Source organism: Tolypothrix sp. PCC 7601, assembly GCF_025677855.1.
GTDB classification, from domain to species: Bacteria; Cyanobacteriota; Cyanobacteriia; order Cyanobacteriales; family Nostocaceae; genus Aulosira; species Aulosira diplosiphon.
Genome location: NZ_CP064879.1, coordinates 379,187 through 400,552, shown reverse-complemented (window position 1 = coordinate 400,552; position 21,366 = coordinate 379,187). Strand labels below are relative to the sequence as shown.

Sequence of the window (21,366 nt, the reverse complement as noted above, 5' to 3'; positions counted from 1 at the left end):
AAGGTGTGTTATTTTGCAGCTTTTTCTGGGTTAGAATTTTAGCAGAAAGTCTACACTTAACAGCAAGGTCAGTGTAGGCAGTGTGTTATATAAACTTTAATTAAGCCCAAGTTGATTGAATGGTGTTATTCAGCCCCACCGCAGTTAATGTTCCTGCATCAAACTGACTCCAAGCATTAACCAATCCCTGGACTTGAGATTGCTGTAAACTGGCTCCACTATTACCAATTTGGAAGGTATCGATTCGTTGACTGACTCCACCAGTAAACCAATCTTGAATAATAATACTGGAAGATTGACCAACAATACTTACTTGCAAATCGGATGTCCCTGATTGCTGGAAGCGAATTTTTTCTTTCTTAGTTTGACCACTAAAGAGTAAGACATCTTGAGAAGTGTCATCACCCAGGTTACTAATAAAAGCAGTTTGTAGCTTGTTGACAGCCCCTACAGAATTGAGGAGATCGTCGCCGCCAACAACATAGGTATCATTGCCTTGAGAACCTTTGAAATTGTTCTGATGACCTAAGAGAATCAAGCGATCGCTACCATTTCCACCATCAAAGGTGTTATTACTTCCTCCACCAATAATAAAGTCACTACCGTCGCTGCCATTAATACCACCACTCACACCAACACTGAAAATAACGTCATTTCCTAATCCGGCATTGATGATGTTAGTGATACCACCAGCTAAGATGATATCATTGCCGTCACTGGCATTGATGATATTACTTTCACCACCAGCCAAGATAGTATCATTACCGCTACCGCCATAGATGATATTACTGTAACCACCAGCTAAGACGACATCATTACCTTCTCCACCGCGAATGATATTACTGTAACCACCAGTCAATATCGTATCATTGCCTGATCCAGCTTCAATGACATTACTCGCACCGACACTCAAGACAAAATCATCACCACCATCTGCATAGATGACATTGCTGTAACCACCAGCGAAGACAGTATCATTGCCTTCAGCAGCCCAAATAATGTTAGCTTTGCCGATACTGACGATAGTATCATCCCCTGTTCCACCATAGATGCCATTAATTTCACCACCTGCTACAATCCAGTCATTTCCATCACCTCCCTCAACTTTTTTATTGTTCTTACCAAAACCGATAATAATATCATCTCCTTCACCACCATCAAAGGAATTCGACTCACCCCCTGCGAAGAGAATATCTTGACCTGCATCACCTTTAAGTGAGTTCTTTTTACCTAAACCAACAAGAATGTCACTATCATCTCCTCCCTCAACTTTATTTTCTTCCCCTGCGGTAACTATAGTGTCTAATCCCATACCCCCATAAACACGATTCGTTTTACCCGCAGCAAAAACAAGGTCGTTACCATCTCCAGCCAGAATGATATTCCTTTGACCTGCTCCTAAGACCAAATCATTGCCACTTCCAGCCAACAGACCATTATTTACCCCTGCACTAACCAAAATGTCATCACCTAAACCTGCATTGACTAGGTTTAACTTTCCAGCAGTAAAGAGAATATCTCCGTTATTGTTGAAAAAGTCAAAATTATATCGAGATGCGTTGAGTGAAAATCCATCAAAATTGGGAACAGATACAGTCGGTAGAGAAAAACTAGGTACAGTCGGTAGACTAAAACTGGGAAGATAGAATTTAGGTAAACTAGGTAAAGAAAAGTCAGGTAAATCTATATCTGGTAAAGATGGTAAAGATAAGCTTGGGATGGAAAAAGTCGGTAAGGCTAACTTTGGCAAATTAGGTAACGAAAGTGTTGGCAGACTGACATTGGGAAGCTCAATCCCTGGTAAATCAGGTAAGGAAATTTTCGGGAAGGATAAATTAGGTAGAGAAATCGCCGGTAAAGAAATATTCGGTAAGGATAGATTGGGAATAGAAATATTCGGCAAAGATAGATTGGGTAAAGAATAATTGGGTAAGCCTAAATCGGGTAATGAAAAAGTAGGAAGGGAAAGGTCTGGTATCGAAAAATCAACATTAAATAAGTCAAAATCAACATCAAAGGTTAAATCAGGGATAGCTACATTAACATCAGGCACCTTGATGGCTGGCACATCGAACTTCAAAATCGCATTAAAGTTGAGATCGGGAATTATTGTCTTCAATTCGGGTAAACTAATTCCACTCAAGTCCGGCAAATCGATATCAAACAGGTCATCACCAAAGGTAAAGTTATATAATCCTCCAGTAATGACAATATCTTGACCTTTGCCAGCAACAACGGCATTGTACTGCCCAAGAGCGACCATGACATCATTTCCTGTCGCCAGTAAAGTTGCATCTACATTACCTACATTTTTGGCATCTACTCTGGAATTAAGTTGATCTGTCTTGGCATCTTTGCCAGCATTTTTCGTTTCACTGGAACCAAAGCCATTTAACCCTATTCCCAACGAGTCTCCAAAAGCAATATTACCCATTCCCGCAGCGATCATGACATCGTTATTGCCACCACCAATCATGGCATTGACTTTACCGACAGCCACCATCACATCTTTACTGTCACCCCAGGAAGTCAAAATGTTATATAAAGCACCACTAACCATCGTGGAACGACCATTGCCAACTTTAGTGACGACACTACCGATACCAAGGGAAACCATTGTGTCATTACCGTTACCAACCTTGGTGAGAGCGTTATAAGCTCCAGCAGCGACCATTGTGGTGTTCCCGTTACCAACTTTGGTAAGAACGTTCAGTCCACCAACAGCAGCCATTATGTCAATACCATCACCAGTTTTGAGAAAAACGTTACCACCGCCAAGACCGTAAATTTCATTATCACCACCGGAGTCATAGACAGCATTAGCTAAACCGCCAGTCATGACTTTATCCTTGCCAGAGCCAGAGATAATAACATTAGCTCCACCAACAGCTTCGATATAGTCACTACCCGAACCCGTCTGAATTACATTGGCTAAACCACCAGCAATGACTTTATTATTTCCAGAACCGGCATTGATGATATTTGCTCCACCGAAAGCTATGATTTCATCATTTCCCGCATATTGCTTCTGTACTGATACATATACAGGCACTTTTTCTGTGATAGTTCCAAATGGAGTGGAAATAGATACATCTTTCCATCCCACCAATTGCTGTTCCGAATAAGTCTCCGCAGAACTACCCGTAATATTATTAGCGCCGCCATCTGCTTCAATGTAATTGTAGTTACTCTTACCACCTATTTTAATTTTGTTATACCCACCGTAGGCTTTAACGGTATTATCACCTTCTCCAGCATCTATATTGTTGTATCCTCCCAAAGCTTGTACATTGTCATCGCCAGAACCAGCTAGAATTTTGTTATAACCACCATCGGTTTTAACAATATCATTACCTTCTCCAGCATCTATATTGTTGTATCCTCCCAAAGCTTGTACATTGTCATGACCAGAACCAGCTAGAATTTTGTTATAACCCCCGATGGCTTTGATCTGATCATTTCCCGCATATTGCTTCTCTACTAATCCAACTATCGGCACTTTTTCTGTGATAGTTCCAAATGAAGTGGAGATAGATACATCTTTCCATCCCACCACCTCCTGTTCCCAATAAGTCTCCTCAGAGTTAGAACCCGTAATATTATTAGCGCCGCCATCTGCTTCAATGTAATTGTAGTTACTCTTACCACCTGTTTTAATTTTGTTGTAACCACCGTAGGCTTTAACGGTATTATCACCTTCTCCAGCATCTATATCGTTATAACCACCCCAAGCTTGTACATAGTCATTATCTTGTTCTGCTACAACCTTGTTATAGCCACCATAAACATAAATACGGTCATCACCAGCCCCACCGTGAGCTTCGTTTTTACCACCGTATAGTCTAATTGTATCGTTGCCATTATCACCATAGGCTGTGTTCTCACCACCCAAGGCTTCTACATTGTCATCACCAGAACCAGATTTGACTACATTCTTACCACCGTAGGCATCAACTGTATCATTACCGTCTCCAAGGTCTACATCGTTATAACCACCCCAAGCTTGTACATAGTCATTATCTTGTTCTGCTACAACCTTGTTATAGCCACCATACACATAAATACGGTCATCACCAGTCCAGCCGTGAACCTCGTTTTTGCCACCGTATAGTTTAATTGTATCGTCGCCATCATCACCATAGGCTACGTTTTTACCACCCCAGGCTTCTACATAGTCATCACCAGAACCAGCTATGATTTTGTTGAAAGCAGCGTAGGTTTTGATGGTGTCATTACCCGAACCACCATCAATATAGTTATAAGCTCCCCAAGCTTCTATAGAGTCATTACCCGAACCCCCATAAAGCTTACTTACGCCAGAATTAGATTTGATAGTGTCATTACCCGAACCACCGTCTAGTTTGACGTAAAGTGCATAGGCTTTGAGGGTGTCATCTCCTCCATTCCCATAGGCTTCACCAACAACATCGATTTCAATACTATCGTTACCATCACCACCTTTTTTAATAACCAAATCTTTGATAGCTTTAACACCAGCATTAAACAAGTCTTCTGAGGTATCTGCAATATATTTTCCAGCATCAACTCCAGCATCGACAGCCTTGTTATATAAATCTTCTCCACCATCTACAGCATCGTTATACAAGTCTTCTCCGGTCTTCAGAACCTCATCTACGCCACTTATAACTTGTCCCACAATAAACCTCCAAAAAAATTACTATTATTTACAAGTGAAATTAAGCTAAATGCTTGATTTGAAATGACTTATGCTGTCCATCTGTAGATGGATTTTAGAGTTCCGTCAGGATTTATTTTGAGAGATTTGGCTGGTGTTCCTTTGGGGAAAATATTGTTACGTAAATCTTTGATAATTAGACGAGCATGACCGAAGGGAGCAATAAATTCAGGGAACCATAAATTGTTTCCACCCTGCCATTCATCAAGTTGCAAAACATATTTTCCTTTGAGAAATTTTTCCTCAACTTCATCAGTTAGCCATGCCCAGTTAACAAAGCCGATGGGATTTCCGTCAATTTCGTAGTAGCGAAATTGATTATGAATTAAGCTAGGGACAAATCGCTCGGAAATACTGGCAATTTTATATTTCCTATGCAGTGGAGAAGAAATCATTAAATGGGTGATTGAGCCAATCAGTTTTAAAGGTTGCTGAGTAGAAAATGAGTTTCTTACGTTACCCTCTTTGATGCTTTCGGAAAAACTGCTATTTATTGTTGGTGATTCTGATATTAAAACCATTGTTTTTACAAGATTTAGTTGTTTGATTTCAGCTATTAAGTATTAATTAATGTCTGCACAAGGAAGTATGATTGCGATCGCCCGGAACGCAACTATAGAAATCTGGGTAAGGGAGTGAATGTGTTTATTTACTCATTCAAGATAAGTTACTTCTTTAGGGTTGTGCTATCCGATTTGCGAATGATTTGTTGCGTAAAATGTCTAGTCTCCCTAATTTTCACGATGCGTAGGAGGTGAAATATAGGCTACAAAAGTCTTGCGGAGTTTTGGGAGGTTTTTATGGTCTGGGATCTGAATTTGGAGATAAACGATCCTGAGCAATATGTTAAGTTGCTACCAACTATCAGTAAGCATATACCCAATGCCAAAGATTATAAGATTTTGTGGCGGCTGGCCCAGTTAGAAAACTTTGACCTGCTCAACATTGTTTGGCAAGCTGGAAGTAGTTATACACAGGGATATAATCTCCCTGGTAAAATCGTTTTTACTTTTTTTGAAGGTGAGCATCTCTTTAAAGTAGGCTCAGAAGAATTACTGATTAATAATCAACATTTGTGTATCGCACAGCAGGGTTTAGAACATATACGCCTCAAGCATGTATCTTCTTACAGTGCTTTATCAATTTATATAGATGAATTTCGCTATTTCAGTGAACTTAGTAAATATCTGGATAGACAAATTGATAATCCTAAATTGGTGCAAGTTTTTGACCGCACCAGTGATTATGGTCGTTCGTTGTACCAAATGGTGTTGACTCTCTGGAATTTAATTGATACAAACGGACATCCCATCGCTGTGAAAAATTTGGAATTGGCGATTTTTTCTAGTTTAGTGCAAGGGCCATTTTACAAGGGTTCGGAGCGTGAGAGCGATCGCATACTTGTTCCAGAAAAAACCGCCAAAGTATCTGAAATTTCCATTGCTCGTGTACGAGAAGCCGCAGACTACATCCGAGCAAATCTGAAAAAAAATCTGACTATCGGTGAGATTGCATCTGCAATACAATGCAGTAGTCGTTCTTTACAAGTAGCCTTTGCTCGTCATTACGGTTTTTCCCCCAATGAATACTTACGTAATTGCAGACTGGAAGCTGCTCATGTCGAGTTACTCTCAGGAGAAAAAACAATTACGTCTGTGGCGCTAGAATATGGCTTTTCTAACACTGGTCGTTTTGCTAAATATTTTCAGCAATACTTTGGTAAACACCCTTCCGTGATTTTACGTAATGTAGCAAAGTGCATGACCTGATGTGATATCCTGCACAACCACTCTATTTTCTTTTTTAACTGCCTAAATCTAGCTGTAGTTCTAACACATTATTACCATCTGTAGATTGAGCCGCAGGTTGTAAAAAAATAGGGCTATCCGGAAGTGCGATCGCTCGATTAAAACGCAGTCCATCAGCAGGCGCTTTCTTTGTTGGAGTGCAATTTTGATCGCCCAAATGTACCGCAAACGTTGGAAACTCGAAACCTTATTCCAAGTTCTCACAGAAAATCTCTGCTGCGAGATTAATACACTAGGCTATCCAAAAGTGGCTTTGTTTACCTTCTGTATTGCTTTAGTCGCCTATAACGTGCTGTCTACCGTTCAGGCAGCCCTCAGAAGTGTTCATGGAACTGACAAGATAGAAGCCGAAGTTTCCAGCTACTATTTAGCCGATGAAATCAAGGGTACTTACAGAGGAATGATGATTGCGATTCCCCCTGATGAGTGGTCTGTTTTTCAGAACATAACCTTCACAGAATTATCACAAACTCTCAAATATCTGGCAGGTCTTGTCAAACTGAGAACTTTCCGCCGTCATCCGCGAGGTCTAAAGAAAGCTCGACCAAAACGAACTTACCTCAAGAACAAGCCCCATGTCTCAACTGCTAAAATTCTAACCCAGAAAAAGCTGCAAAATAACACACCTTGAAAGGGCTAGTCCTATACTATTGCTTTTTGGGCAAGGGGCAGGAATCAGAATTGCCTTCTGCCTTCTGCCCCCTGCCCCCTGCCTTTCTTGATAACTAATGCCAAATTTCAAACACCAAACAATCTATTGTGGTAATTGTGGTAATAGTGTGGCAAACTGTTTTTCTAGAGCTTTCGCATCTTGCTGAATACTGGTAAATACCTGCTGTGAAGTGGGATCGGGATTTACGTCTTCAATTCCTTGTTCGATTGCTTGTAGTGTAGAAAGTGCGATTTGGCTGGGTGGAACTTTGTCTAAGGGTACCTGTTTACCCATATCTGTATCTACAGGCCCGGGATATACGCCTACGACTAAGGTTCCTTGTGCGGCTAGTTCAGCGCGTACTCCTTGGGTGAGGGAATGTAATGCAGCTTTGGAAGCGCTATAAGAGCCAAACATTGGTATGCTCATTACAGATGCGATGGAAAGTATATTGGCGATCGCACCACCACTATTTTGTTTGAGAATTGGTGCAAAGGCGCGAATCATGTAGAGTGAGCCAAAGTAGTTAGTTTCCATTTCCCAACGTGCAATTTCTACGCTGTTGGCTTTGAAAAATCCACCTCCACTACCTACGCCTGCATTGTTAATTAATAAATTCACATCCTGGGCTAATTCGGCTACTTGGGCAATTTGCTCGGGATTGGTAATATCTAATTCTAGGGGAATAATTCTTGTGGGGTTAATTGCGACAATTTCTTTGAGAGAATCAATGTTGCGCGCCGTTGCATAGATTCGGGAAGCACCTGCATCAGATAAGGCTTTGACAAAAGCCTCACCAATCCCGCGATTAGCACCAGTAATTAGAACAACTGAATTTTTAATATTCATAATTTTAGCATTGAACAATTATCTTATCTGTGAAGGTTGGAATGGGTAATGGGTAATGGGTAATGGGGAATGGGAAAGAAAAATACAGTTTAACAATTACCAATCCCTAGTCCCCATTACCCCTTATCCCCAGAGGGGGCCCCGAGTTCCCCAATCCCCAGTCCCTAATCCCTAGTCCCCATTACCCCTTATCCCCAGAGGGGGCCCCGAGTTCCCCAATCCCCAGTCCCTAATCCCTAGTCCCCAATCCCCAGTCCCCAATCCCTAGTCCCCATTACCCCTTATCCCCAGAGGGGGCCCCGAGTTCCCCAATCCCCAGTCCCTAATCCCTAGTCCCCAATCCCCAGTCCCCAATCCCTAGTCCCCATTACCCCTTATCCCCAGAGGGGGCCCCGAGTTCCCCAATCCCCAGTCCCCAATCCCCAATCCCCAGTCCCCAATCCCCAGTCCCCAATCCCCAATCCCCAATCCCCAATCCCCAATCCCCTGATATTAACTAGATAGGCTGCTGTTCCACATATCGCGATGTAGTCGCCACTGTCCATCTTCTTGTTTCCAGACAACGATATACTTACCTCTATCTACCATTTGCCCATTGCGATCGCTCAACAAATATTTTCCTACTTCAATGGCTGTATTACCGTGACTTTCTACCTCTAGGGTTTCTAGGGTTGCTTGGCTAATATTCAGTCGAAAAATTGCTTCCCAGAATTCTGCAATCCCTTGTCTTGTAGCAATTAAATCGCTGTGGGTGGGGAAGATTTGAGCATCTTGTGTGTACAGGTTAGCTAAACTTGCAGCATCACCCCTGGCAAAAGTCTGCATAAAGTTCTTGTTGGCTGCGACAATTGCATCACTAATGCTGAGAGTTGTTGTAGTTATCATGGGTTGCAATTTGGATGTGATAATGAACTTGAGAATATAATTTCGGTCAAAGCCTTTTTCGCTTAGATAAGTCTATATTTTTTGCCTAGTTTCTCTAGGACATCCAATGTCCGATCAATATTTTCATAGGTGTGTGAAGCATTCAAAATAAAACGAATGCGACCTTCAGAAGGCTTAACAACAGGATAGATAATTGCGACAGAAAAAATTCCTTCTAAGAGTAAATCTCGATTAAAGGCCTGTAAAGTCTCTGGCTCAGGAATAAAGATAGGGATAATGGGACTTTGACTATGTCCTAAATCAAAACCCATTCCTGTAAGCTTTTGCCGCATGTAACTATTTTTTTGATGCAGCTGTGCGATTAATTCGGGATTAGCAGCTAATTCATCAAGTGAAGCTAAGATAGCAGCTGCATCTCCTGGGGTTAAGCAAGCTTGAAATAGGTAAGAATTAGCGCTCCATTGCAGTAAAGGTATATATTTACTTTTACAAGCAAGAAAACCACCGATGGAAGCTGTCGATTTTGACAGCGTAGACATGATAAAGTCTACTTCTTCCGTTACGCCCAGTTGATCACAGTAGCCTGCACCTTGGTGACCATAAAAACCAAATGTGTGCGCTTCATCTACGTAGAGATGAAAATTGTATTTCTGCTTGAGTTGGACAATTTCCTTTAAAGGCGCTAAATCACCACTCATAGAATATGCAGATTCGACAATAACAATGACGTTTTCGTACTGGTGCCTGTATTTTTGCAGTTTGTTTTCTAAGTCTGCAACTGAGTTATGCTTAAACGAAGCAAACTTCTTCCCAGAAAGTTTGATGCCGTCAATAATTGAAGCATGGGCTTCACGGTCGAAAAGTAAAAAATCATTGGTTCCTGGTAAAGCAGAGATCACACCTAAATTGGTGGTGTATCCTGTGGGAAACAATAAAGCCGATTCTTTACCTACTAAAGATGCAAGCCTTCTTTCTGCTTCTTTATGCAACGAAGACATACCCCCAGACAAAGCAGCAGTCCCGCTTCCTGTACCGAATTTTTGTACTGCTTCGCAGACTTTATCAATAATCTTCTGGTTTCTGTTTAAGCCAGTGTAGTGATTAATACACCAAACAATGCACTGATGCAGAGTGCCTGTAGATGGACAGACTAATTGGGTTTCTCCCCTACTACCTTCCAAGGTAAATTTGTCATAGGAATATAAACCCGCCTCAACCTGCAATTGCTTATGCTGATCAATAGCTGCAGCTATATCTTCAAAGCTAGTAATACCTTCCGACTTTAACTGTCTTTTGAGCAAACCTATTGAGGTTGATAGGCTAACTGGAGTTTTAGCTGGTGCGATCGCATTGCTAGGTGTCTGATGCTGACGTTCTATTGATAGTGTCATATTTTTGTTGCAGTTAAGTAATTATATGCAAAGAAAATGGCTAATTCTGCAAGTATCCGAAAAATTTTCAGCTTGATTTAACCCTTGATGAACAAAGGTTTGATAAATTAGTCTTGAGATTTTATGGCAGCGATCATGGCTCACAGTAGTCATTACCTGAGCGCTCATTAATACCCGCAAATAATTGGCCTATTACTCTGTCATAGCTACTAGGATTGGTTTGTAGTCAGCACTAATTTTGCTTGAGAAAGCTGCGTTCAGCTTTTGACTACAAGCGTTAATGTGTATGACAAAGTGATAGTAGGTTGTCACATCAAATCACCGTGCTTTGCTGATAAGCATTTTCAGTGGGTGTGACAACTACAAATAAACACCTAACGACAAGCTTCTCTGTGTCTAACTGTGTTGAGTGAGAATATCTGTTTCGATGCCAATCAATTTTATGCGGACTGTATAGCTAAGTTAGCACCTAGACAGCAGGTAGCTTGGGGTATTTTGAATAGGTTCCTAATCAATAAAAAATTTTTCTGTGTCCTTAATAATCCTTTTGTGCGAATTTTGACTTGCAGAATATAGCCATATAGTGAATATACCACAGCTTAAAAGAAAATTAAATTTATTCAAGTTAAAGATTCTGTATTTATACTGAGGGGTCAAATATTGCCAAAAAGCTGACTAAAGGAATCCACTGACACGATGTATTGTCAGCCTTTTGAAAGCAAATTACGAGCTAACTTAATCCAGTAAATTCTCTGAAAGTCATCACAATTACTTCAAGTAAAACAACAATCCAATACCGATGATCGCAATTCCGACACCTGCGATCGCTCTCACGCTCACCTTTTCTCCTAGCGCGATCGCAATGGGGATCACAAACAATGGACTAGTCTGCAACAGCGTTGAGGCAATACCTACAGATGTGAGTTTAATAGCTGTTTGCTGCAACCAAATTCCTAAATAAGTGCCACAAAAGGCGGCAAAGAAACTCGCTAAAATAATTCGCCGAGATTGCCAGTAGGGATAAGGAAATGCCATCTGCTGGCGACGGGAAAACCATGCCCACACTAAAATTGTCAGCACTCCAGCACTTAAGCGCAACACAGCAGCCCACAAGGGGGAAATACTGGCGTTGGCAAATGCGGCGCGGGAAAAGATGGAACCTGCGCTATTGGTGATAGTTGCTAACAAACCAAAGCCGATACCTTGCCACAGATGTGCTGAGTCAACCTCGGGAGTACCGGGAACTCGTTCTGTTACCACCCAAGCGACTCCCAAAATCGTCAGCAAAATCCCACACCAAGCGCTGACATTGAGTTGTTCATCGAGAAAAATAGTGGCAGCGATCGCTGTTATTGGTGGGGAAAGGGTTCCTAACAGTAAAACACGCCGCGCCCCTAAGTAATTAATCGCCGCCAAAAAAGCTGTATCACCCCAGCCAATACCCACCGCACCGCTAAGAAAGAGTAAGCATATCGATAAGGCAGGAATCTGCGGTAACAATTCGCCAGTAATCGCAATTGTCAGCAACAATAGTGCGATCGCAATTACTCCTTTAATCAAATTTAGCTGTATTGGCGGGATATGCTGCCCTACAAGCCCATACACCACTGAAGCCACAGCCCATAAACCAGCAGCCGCTAAAGCCGCCACTTCACCCTGCCCATTCATTGAGGATGAACTTAAAAAATTATTAAAAATAATCTGCACCCATGAAATAATGCTTGAAACTATCTCATATTACACTACTTATTTTATTAGGAAATTAGCACTCAAAGGTCGTAAGTGCTAATTTGTTACTGAATCCTAATACTAAAGATATAAACGAAAATTCTACTTATTATGGATAGCATTTGTCTAAAATTATAGTTATAATTATTGCCAATAAAACTCAAACTTCCATATAATTGATTAATAATTTGGAGGACTGGAATGACATACACTTTTAACATTGTAGGAGTATCGCCAGTTTTACAGTTTTTTAATCATCAACAAAGCCTGAAAGAACCACAAAAACCAGGTGTCGAATACGTTGGTACAAATATTTGTACTTTAGATGCCTTCTTGGAATCTATAGAACCAGTGCCACCTAAATGGAACTGGAATCTTGACCAAGTAGTTGATACTGTCATTAATTTTTGGGTAAATAATTCCGAGAGTATTGATTATTGGAAAAAGCGCTTAGGTGATGCAGGTAAGGATAATTTATTAGTAGCAAGAGTTGCGGATTTTGCCGCTTTACAAGCTGAGTTAGAATCCTTGCTGAAAAAAAATTGGTAAATATTGGACAAGTAATAAATATTAGGGCTGACGAAATTCTCGATAGCCAATTAGAGTTATTTATGCATAAACAACTCTAATTGGCATATCTATAGTGTTTCCAATACATGAATGACAGCGTAGGATGCGTTACGCTATCGCTAACGCATCCGCTTACTGTGCTAATACCAATTCAAATAATGTTTGCGACACATCAATATATTCTAGAATGCACAGCGTGCCGTGCCCCTACAATCGGTTGCATTCTTTTTTCCAATTGGTATTACTTACAGCTATTTTCAGGTAAATGAACCACAATTTTATATCTCACGCAAAGGCGCAAAGGCGCAAAGTAACAAAGAAATACAGATATCAGCCTGTGGTCTAAATACATGAAAACTGCTGTAACAAAAAACCGAACAATAATTTTGGAGGGGGATTGGGGGACGCAACCGTCACCCAATCGGGGGTTTGGGGGAGAATCCCCCAATTCTTCTAGCTTCTTTAATCAGTGATACCAAATCAAAAAATGTTCGCGACGCATCAATATATTCTAGAGGGCACAGCGTGCCGTGCCCCTACAATCTGTCGCATCCTTTTTTCAAATTGGTATAAGTTCCGCTCTATTGGATTTTTATCTTATCTCCTATATAATACTACGGTTACTTTATCAATCTATCGTATTTAAATATGCAGCCAATAACCACAAGAGTTAATTGGTTTACTTTCTATTGTTGTCAAAAAATAATAAGTATTCTAAATTTATGATTACCTAAATTTAAGTAAAGCTAAAACTTGGGCAAAATTAATCAGTTACCTCAATAAGTCATTTTCAGTGCAAATCAGGCTGATAAACGTTAGCAGAAAATCTCCATTAAACAGGGTGTAAATACCAAAAAGGGAAATATGGCACAACTTAATCAAGTAAATTCTGAAAAAAACAGACTAAAGTCAAGTTTTTTTCAGATTCCGTCTGCGCTTAAATCCGCCAATGTATGTTGTTTTGTAATTGGAGAAAGCGTATCTTTTTTCGGTTCTTGGATGACTCAATTTGCTTTAGTATGGATGGTTTATCAGCTAACCAACTCAGCCATGTTAGTTGGAATAGCAGGATTTAGCAATCAAGCTACTGGCTTAATTATTACACCCTTAGTAGGAGTATTATTAGACCGATGGAACTTAAGATATGTCTTACTAACTACACAGATAGTATCTATTGTTTTATCTGGAACTCTCACTTTTTTATGCATCAGCGAACGGATCACAGTTGAGTGGATTATTATTATTGGAATCCTTCAAGGAATTGTGAAAGCCTTTGATTTACCAGCTCGTCTGGTAACTATTCCTAGACTTGTCGATAACAAAGCAGATACTTATAGTGCCATTTCGATTCATTCTTTCTTAATTAATACAGCTAAGTTTGTCAGTCCGATGATTGCTGGTGCGTTTTTGGCAAGAATTGGAGCATCTGCCTGCTTTTTGGTAGATAGCATTAGCTATTTACCTTTTATTTCGGCAATTCTAACTGTCAAAATAAATTCCTTTTCTACTAAATCTATATCGCCCAAATATAATATTTGGCAAAATTTAAAAGAAGGGTTTATTTTTGCTTACGATTTTCTCCCGATTAAATATGTGCTAATATTACAAGTTTTGATTTGTTTTATGGTAATGACCCATGTGAACTTAATGCCAGTCTTTACAAAAGAAATCTTAAATGGCAATCCTGAAATTATGGGATTTCTCATGACAGCTTCGGCATTAGGCTCTATAGTAGCAGGTTTTTATTTAATCCTTCGTAGACAAGCTATAGGCTTAGAAAAAATCATATCAATTTCTACAATAATTCTTGGTCTCAGTTTAATGCTGTTTTCTCATGCAACTAGTTTAGAAATTTGTCTAGTGTTAATTTTTATCGTGGGGATGACTAATACTTTAACTCTAGCTGCGATTAGTAATTTTGTGCAACTAGTGCTTGTAGATGAGAATAAACGAGGTAGAGTTACGAGTATATTTACGACAGGCTTTTTAGGAATTCTACCTTTTGGAAATTTATTTTTTGGGGCTTTAGCTAGCTATATTGGAGTTGCTAATTCTTTATTATTTGGTGGAGTTTTTTGCACGTTGGGAGCTTTGTATTTTGCAAGAAAGTTACCACAAATCAAAAAAATCTTACATCCCATTTATATAGAGACAGGTTTAATCTCTCAGTCACCTGAAAGCTGATTTTGATTAATAATTTCAAAATTCAATTTACAGCTATGGCACGGATGCGTTACGCTATCGCTAACGCATCCTACATAAATTTCAAAAATCAAATATGAGTCCTATATTCCCAAATAAATAGTGGAAGCAGACACAACTAGATAGCTTATATGCTTCCACATAATTTTTCGCAACACTGTCAACTATTAGAAGATTCCCAGAAGAATGATAAAAGTTAGTCCACAGAAAGCCAGCAAAGTGATAATCATCATATTACCAATGCTGTGGTCTACATGAGCCAAGTCTTGGGTATTGTTAGCCATATTAATCGACCCGCTTCAAATAATTTTGTAATGTAATTATAGCTAGGTTGGCTTCATGTTTTTCAGCTAAAAGTAAAAATTAATCTTAGTTTATCTAAGTACAATTTAATCGCTTGATTTTAAAAATTAAAAATTAAGTTTTGTTGAGAATTTTGATCCTCAGCTTTGGTCTAGTTCTGATTTATTTACTAATTGATAGCGTCTAATCAAGTCACAGAGTAGTTTATCTGTATAGTACTAACAAAGTTTGCTGGATGTTTCTATCTGATAAAAATTTACTTAATAGATAGCGAATCCAGCAATTATATTTAGTTATGAAACAAGCAGTTCTGGAGAGCCGTTCACGTCAGGGTTCGGCACAATCAAGCATGAAAATCTATCTTTCCTATGCCCTATACCCCATGCCTATTTTCAAAACAGTACATCTCAATCTGCAATATAACCTCAATTATCAAATTCCAAAAACAAATACATTATTGTCCTAATAAATAAAATATTCTCAAACCTTTTACCAGAGAGAATTACACTGATAGCATCTGTAAAAAGTATGTAAATTTCTATGCCTTAAGTTAGAACCAAAAGTACTTAGTAATAGATACTTTAAGTAAAGTATCTAGGTTGGCCTCAATACTATGAGGATATTTGCCTATAATACTTTCCTCGGCTTGACGTTGATGTTAAAAATACACAATTATCTTGTGGAGTTGCTATGTCTGAATTGATCCAAACACTCCTAGAAAGCGAAGAAAAAAGCGATTTACGTTCCTTTATTAGTGAGTTACGTCATCAAGAAAAGAAATACTTGTTACGTAACGATATAATTAATGTTTATAGCGAGTATTGCTCCAAATACCAAAAATCAGCAGAGTTTTGCAGTTCTTCTCATTTAGGGCAATTAATTTACTATACTCAAGAAATTATTCAAGAGGACTCTAACCTCTGCTTTATTATCCGCCCCAAGATTGCCTCTCAAGAAGTTTATCGCTTAACTGAAGACCTGAAAGTCGAACAAATGACTGTGCAAGAACTCTTGGATATGCGCGATCGCATAGTCAATCGGTTTCATCCTAACGAAGGTGATTTACTAGAACTAGACTTTGGGCCGTTTTATGACTACTCTCCCACAATCCGCGACCCCAAAAATATTGGTAAAGGGGTAAACTTCCTCAACCGCTACCTATCTAGCAAACTACTCCAAGACTCCCAACAGTGGCTAGAAAACCTATTTAATTTTTTGCGCCTACATCAATATAATGGCGTGCAGTTGCTAATTAGCGATCGCATCAAATCCCAGCAGCAGCTTTCTCAACAAGTTAAGAAAGCACTCGCTTTTGTCAGTTCTCGCCCCAGTAATGAACCTTATGAAGAATTCCGGTTTAACTTACAAGCAATGGGTTTTGAACCGGGTTGGGGTAACACAGCGCAACGCACCCAAGAGACTCTAAATATTCTCGATGAATTAATCGACTCTCCCGATCCCCAAACCTTAGAAGCCTTCATATCTCGGATTCCGATGATTTTTAAAATCGTCCTCGTGTCTCCTCACGGTTGGTTTGGTCAAGAAGGAGTATTAGGACGACCCGATACTGGGGGTCAGGTGGTTTATGTCCTCGATCAGGCTAAGTCTTTAGAAACACAACTACAAGAAGATGCAAGATTAGCAGGTTTAGAGGGGCTAAACGTCCAGCCCAAAGTAATTATTCTGACCCGCCTCATACCCAATAGCGATGGTACTCTTTGTAACCAACGCTTAGAGAAAGTCCACGGTACAGAAAACGCCTGGATTTTGCGCGTACCTTTGCGGGAATTTAATCCTAATATGACGCAAAATTGGATTTCCCGGTTTGAGTTTTGGCCTTATTTAGAAACATACGCCATTGATGCTGAAAAAGAACTGCGCGCAGAATTTCACGGTAGACCAGACTTAATTGTTGGTAACTATTCTGATGGTAACTTGGTGGCGTTTTTACTAGCACGACGCATGAAAGTTACCCAGTGTAATATTGCCCATGCTTTAGAAAAATCGAAATATTTGTTCAGTAATTTGTACTGGAATGATTTAGAAGATAAATATCACTTCTCCTTACAATTTACTGCTGATTTAATTGCCATGAATGCTGCCAATTTTGTGATTAGCAGCACCTACCAAGAAATTGTCGGTACTCCTGATAGTGTGGGACAGTATGAATCTTATAAATGCTTCACTATGCCGGATTTATACCATGTTGTGAATGGCATTGAATTATTCAGTCCGAAGTTTAATGTAGTACCGCCTGGAGTGAATGAAAATTACTATTTTCCCTACACCCGTAATCAAGACCGAGTAGAGAGCGATCGCCAACGTATTAAAGAAATGCTATTTACCTTAGATGATCCTTCGCAAATCTTTGGTAAACTTGACGATCCGAACAAACGCCCACTATTTTCAATGGCACGTTTGGATCGGATTAAAAACCTCACAGGTTTAGCAGAATGCTTCGGTAAGAGTCCAGAATTACAAGAGCATTGTAACTTGATTTTAGTAGCAGGCAAACTGCGTGTAGAAGAATCAAGTGATAATGAAGAAAAAGACGAAATTGTCAAACTTTATCACATTATTGACCAGTACAATCTCCACGGTAAAATTCGCTGGTTAGGTGTGCGCTTATCTAAAACTGATTCAGGGGAAATTTACCGCGTCATTGCTGATCAAAAAGGTATATTTGTCCAACCCGCTTTATTTGAAGCCTTTGGTTTAACAATTTTGGAATCTATGATTTCTGGGGTACCCACCTTTGCCACACAATTTGGTGGGCCATTAGAAATTATTCAAGACAAAGTTAATGGGTTTTACATCAACCCCACGAATTTAGAAGAAACTGCCGAAAAAATCATAGAATTTGTCACTAAGTGTGAACATAATCCTGGCTATTGGCAGACAATTTCTCAGAAAAGTATTGAGCGAGTTTACAGCACATATACCTGGAAAATTCACACAACCAAGCTGCTTTCTTTAGCGAGAATCTATGGTTTTTGGAACTTTAGCTCCCAAGAAAAACGAGAAGATTTGTTGCGCTATATAGAGGCTTTATTCTACTTAATTTATAAGCCAAGAGCGCAACATTTATTAGAGCAGCATCAATATCGTTAATTGGTCATTGGTCATTGGTCATTTGTCATTGGTAAATACTAATAACTATTGACTCTTGTACAGACGCGATTAATCGCGTCTCTGCAATTTTTGTACAGACGCGATTAATACCAATTCTCTAACCTTGACTAAATTGTCAACTCACGCCATGTTCTATTACCAACAATTCCATCTACTATTAAGCTCCGCCGATTTTGAAATGCTTTGACAGCTGTCTCTGTTAATGGCCCAAAAACCCCATCAACTCGCATTCCATAACCATGAGAAATTAACAACTTTTGTAAGACTCTAACGGAACTCCCTGAGCTACCAAAGCGAATAATTGGTAATTGATTACTATAATTTCTAACTCTGGCTTTAACTCTCATACTGTCTGCAATTACAGTCTGATAATTTTTATCAACTAGAGTTTTTTTATTATCATTAATCGATGGCGGGGTAGCGAAGGAAGTTCCATCTGTCTCCATAAATTCTGGTGGCGTAACTCGAGCAGCTGTAATTACCTGCGATGACTGCTCTTGTATGGAATTTTCCCAGCCATTTTCTATATGAAGCGGTTGCTGCTCCGGTAAACTGGGCAATGATGGTTGTCCTGTTGTTAACACGCCTGTCATCAGCAGGCCAATTTCACTCATTATTGTTCTTTGTACTAACACCGATATTCCTTTTGACACACCAACTTGCGATTATTCCGGAATAATGCATACGGAAAATTCAAAAATCTTTTCAGGAAGTTTTCTTTAAAATTTCTTACTATTTGCATTAAAAATATGCTAATAACACAGCATTATTAAGCCTTAAGAATTTAAGGAATTGATGAGCAAGTTCTATTATTTATGAAGGAATATTATAGACGCAGTTAATCCTGATATTTTACAGTATGTTTTTAAGAGGATTATCTAAAATTTATACTAAGTAATTTTTGCGGTTTGGTGTGCAGTTAATTGATGGTTGATGGCTAAATTTTGAATTTTTCTGCCAAGTGGAATAAATATAAAAATAAGTATTGAGAGAATCTATAAAATCTAAATAAAATTACTTAATATTTCAGTGTATTTGTGTTTGTAAATAAGATGAAAACACAAATACACTCAGATAAATTTACACAGAGATTAAGAATTAGCGATATGTTATTTTTCTACGCAGCTAATGACTATTTAAGTTAACTTGCGCCAAGTATTAGAGCCTACTATGCCATCAGCTTTGATATTTCCCTGGTTCTGAAAAGCTTTTACAGCAGTCTCAGTTAATGCACCAAAGACTCCATCAATTTTCACAGAGTAACCATTACCTAATAACAGCCTTTGTAAAACTCTCACTGCATCACCTGAATCGCCAAAACGTAGAGTTGGCAAACTGAGATTAGCTGTAGCGCGTGCATTCAAAGGCTGTGATGGATTGGGAGGATTTTGCATAAGTTAAACCATATGAGCTTTCAGAGCGATTTTAACTAACAAATCCCAAATTGAGTACCAGATAAATATCACCCTGAAGGGTACTATTAACGCTCAAGAGTTCACACTATATTGCGGGTAGCTATAACCTGATGCTTGATGAATATTGAGAAGCGATCGCTCTTAATGAAAATTTAAGCGATCGCTTCTGCATAAAATGTTTGTCGGTAACTAGCCAATACCATCAATGACCGGGTGGAAGTAGAAAGCTATGCCTAATACTGTATAAGCGGCTAATAGTAAGGTTCCTTCTAACCAATTGGATTTACCATCAGAACTAATGCTATTGGCAATTAGCACGGCTACAGCTACAGCGACTAACTCAAAAGGATTGAAATCTAAATCCATCGGCTGACCGAATATCCAGCCAGCTACGACTAAAACGGGAGCAACAAATAGTGCAATCTGCATACTTGATCCCACCGCTACCGACAGGGAAAGATCCATTTTATCTTTCATCGCTACGCTGACTGCGGTGGCGTGTTCAGCAGCGTTACCTACGATGGGGACAATAATCACCCCAGTAAATAGGGCTGTTAATCCTAATTGCGATGTGGCTACTTCCAAAGAATCAACTAGCATCTCGGACTCTAGAGCTACTAAGAGCGTACATACTAGCAGTACGCCACTCCATAACCAAAGATTTGGCTTTTTATGAGGGATTTCTTCCACTTCGGCTTCTACCATACCTACATCATATAAATATGAGTGGGTTTTCATGGAAAATAGCAGCGTCAAAGCGTAGACCAAAATTAAGACTATGGCTACAGCCACAGAAAAATGTTGTAGGGTTTGGCGGCTAATCCCTTTAGAGGTAATATCCATCGCTGTGGGTAACAGAATTGCAATTACCGCCAAATTCATAGCTGAAGCATTTACCCGCGCTACAATCGGCTGAAATGTCTGTTCTTTATGACGCAGTCCACCTAACAGCATTGAAAGACCCATTACTAGCAGTAGGTTACCGATAATTGAGCCTGTAATACTGGCCTTGACCACATCCACTAGTCCAGCCTTCAGCGCTACTAAAGCAATGATTAGTTCTGTAGCATTGCCAAAGGTAGCATTTAATAACCCCCCTAATGAAGGCCCTACTACTACAGCAATTTCTTCCGTAGCGGTACCCATCCAAGCTGCTAAGGGCAAAATTGCTAATCCAGCTGTCACGAAAATTATCAAGTCTCCCCACTCCAAGAAGTGAGCTGCTAAGGAAACTGGTATAAACAATAACAAGACGAAAAAAATAAGATTTTTACCTGACATTGATCCATTTTAGTTAAGGGTATTCAGTCAAAGATGCACTGGCTCCTTAGCACTCGGTACCTAGGACTCTTCATTTTGACATCATTCTGCAGATAGTCATCAGCGTTGGTTATTAAACCCTAGTTTAAGGCTGAAGCTCTTTCCTAAGTAAGAGTACTACTTTGAACAAGCAGATTAGCATTGATTAACACTAATCACTAGATGTCGTTTGTCATTTGTCATTTGTCATTTGCGTTTGTTATTAATTTTGTGCTTCCCCATTACCAATTACCAATTACCAATTACCCATTGATATTAAGAAATGCAAAGTTTTTGAATAAAAAATTCTCAATTCTTCGTAGCTTTCAGGTTCCGAAATTGTACGGTTCTCATTCTTGAGCAAAATATGTAATATAAGGTTAAGTTTTACGTATTATTTGCAATCTCTTGTAGTAAAACTATAACTAGAGGTCGA

At 39.4% G+C, this 21,366-nt stretch carries 15 protein-coding genes; 5 read left to right on the top strand and 10 right to left on the bottom strand.

The window, feature by feature from the left end:
* Positions 1-100: 100 nt before the first annotated feature.
* On the bottom strand, positions 101-4,657 hold the full coding sequence (locus tag HG267_RS01505; RefSeq protein ID WP_045869764.1) for a calcium-binding protein: 4,557 nt from the start codon (positions 4,655-4,657) through the stop codon (positions 101-103).
* Positions 4,658-4,725: 68 nt separating this feature from the next.
* Complete coding sequence (locus HG267_RS01500) at positions 4,726-5,217, bottom strand: toxin-activating lysine-acyltransferase (RefSeq protein WP_045869763.1); 492 nt, start codon at positions 5,215-5,217, stop codon at positions 4,726-4,728.
* 279 nt (positions 5,218-5,496) lie between these two features.
* Between HG267_RS01500 and HG267_RS01495 the strand changes: the two genes are divergently transcribed.
* Positions 5,497-6,465, top strand: coding sequence for a helix-turn-helix transcriptional regulator (locus tag HG267_RS01495; protein ID WP_045869762.1), 969 nt, complete (start codon positions 5,497-5,499; stop codon positions 6,463-6,465).
* Between the two features lie 34 nt (positions 6,466-6,499).
* On the opposite strand, the gene HG267_RS01490 is transcribed toward HG267_RS01495, so the two are convergent.
* The gene (locus HG267_RS01490; RefSeq protein WP_155539151.1) at positions 6,500-6,661 is read right to left on the bottom strand and encodes a hypothetical protein; all 162 of its coding nucleotides are present in this window, start codon (positions 6,659-6,661) and stop codon (positions 6,500-6,502) included.
* Here HG267_RS01490 and HG267_RS01485 point away from each other — a divergent pair, their 5' ends adjacent.
* Complete coding sequence (locus HG267_RS01485; protein ID WP_052335146.1) at positions 6,662-7,135, top strand: hypothetical protein; 474 nt, start codon at positions 6,662-6,664, stop codon at positions 7,133-7,135.
* 123 nt (positions 7,136-7,258) lie between these two features.
* Here HG267_RS01485 and HG267_RS01480 read toward each other — a convergent pair whose 3' ends face one another.
* From HG267_RS01480 to HG267_RS01465, 4 genes are all read right to left on the bottom strand, one after another.
* On the bottom strand, positions 7,259-8,005 hold the full coding sequence (locus HG267_RS01480) for an SDR family oxidoreductase (protein WP_045869761.1): 747 nt from the start codon (positions 8,003-8,005) through the stop codon (positions 7,259-7,261).
* 492 nt (positions 8,006-8,497) lie between these two features.
* Positions 8,498-8,890, bottom strand: a complete 393-nt coding sequence (locus HG267_RS01475) for a YybH family protein (protein WP_045869760.1) — start codon at positions 8,888-8,890, stop codon at positions 8,498-8,500.
* Between the two features lie 62 nt (positions 8,891-8,952).
* On the bottom strand, positions 8,953-10,281 hold the full coding sequence (locus HG267_RS01470) for an aminotransferase class I/II-fold pyridoxal phosphate-dependent enzyme (protein ID WP_081583978.1): 1,329 nt from the start codon (positions 10,279-10,281) through the stop codon (positions 8,953-8,955).
* A gap of 768 nt (positions 10,282-11,049) precedes the next feature.
* Positions 11,050-11,949, bottom strand: a complete 900-nt coding sequence (locus HG267_RS01465; RefSeq protein WP_045869759.1) for a DMT family transporter — start codon at positions 11,947-11,949, stop codon at positions 11,050-11,052.
* A 261-nt stretch (positions 11,950-12,210) separates the two neighbouring features.
* Here HG267_RS01465 and HG267_RS01460 point away from each other — a divergent pair, with 261 nt between their 5' ends.
* From HG267_RS01460 to HG267_RS01450, 3 genes are all read left to right on the top strand, one after another.
* Positions 12,211-12,558, top strand: a complete 348-nt coding sequence (locus HG267_RS01460; protein ID WP_045869758.1) for a hypothetical protein — start codon at positions 12,211-12,213, stop codon at positions 12,556-12,558.
* Between the two features lie 885 nt (positions 12,559-13,443).
* Complete coding sequence (locus HG267_RS01455; protein ID WP_045869757.1) at positions 13,444-14,763, top strand: MFS transporter; 1,320 nt, start codon at positions 13,444-13,446, stop codon at positions 14,761-14,763.
* Between the two features lie 1,011 nt (positions 14,764-15,774).
* Positions 15,775-18,195 carry a sucrose synthase gene (locus HG267_RS01450; protein ID WP_045869756.1) on the top strand — a complete coding sequence of 807 codons (2,421 nt, stop codon included), beginning with the start codon at positions 15,775-15,777 and terminating at the stop codon, positions 18,193-18,195.
* Positions 18,196-18,323: 128 nt separating this feature from the next.
* Here the strand turns inward: HG267_RS01450 and HG267_RS01445 are convergent, their stop codons facing one another.
* The 3 genes from HG267_RS01445 to cax form a co-directional block, all read right to left on the bottom strand.
* On the bottom strand, positions 18,324-18,830 hold the full coding sequence (locus HG267_RS01445) for a peptidoglycan-binding domain-containing protein (protein WP_045869755.1): 507 nt from the start codon (positions 18,828-18,830) through the stop codon (positions 18,324-18,326).
* Between the two features lie 522 nt (positions 18,831-19,352).
* On the bottom strand, positions 19,353-19,610 hold the full coding sequence (locus HG267_RS01440) for a peptidoglycan-binding domain-containing protein (protein WP_190446038.1): 258 nt from the start codon (positions 19,608-19,610) through the stop codon (positions 19,353-19,355).
* Positions 19,611-19,820: 210 nt separating this feature from the next.
* Positions 19,821-20,912 carry a calcium/proton exchanger gene (gene cax, locus HG267_RS01435; protein ID WP_045869754.1) on the bottom strand — a complete coding sequence of 364 codons (1,092 nt, stop codon included), beginning with the start codon at positions 20,910-20,912 and terminating at the stop codon, positions 19,821-19,823.
* Between the last annotated feature and the right edge of the window lie 454 nt (positions 20,913-21,366).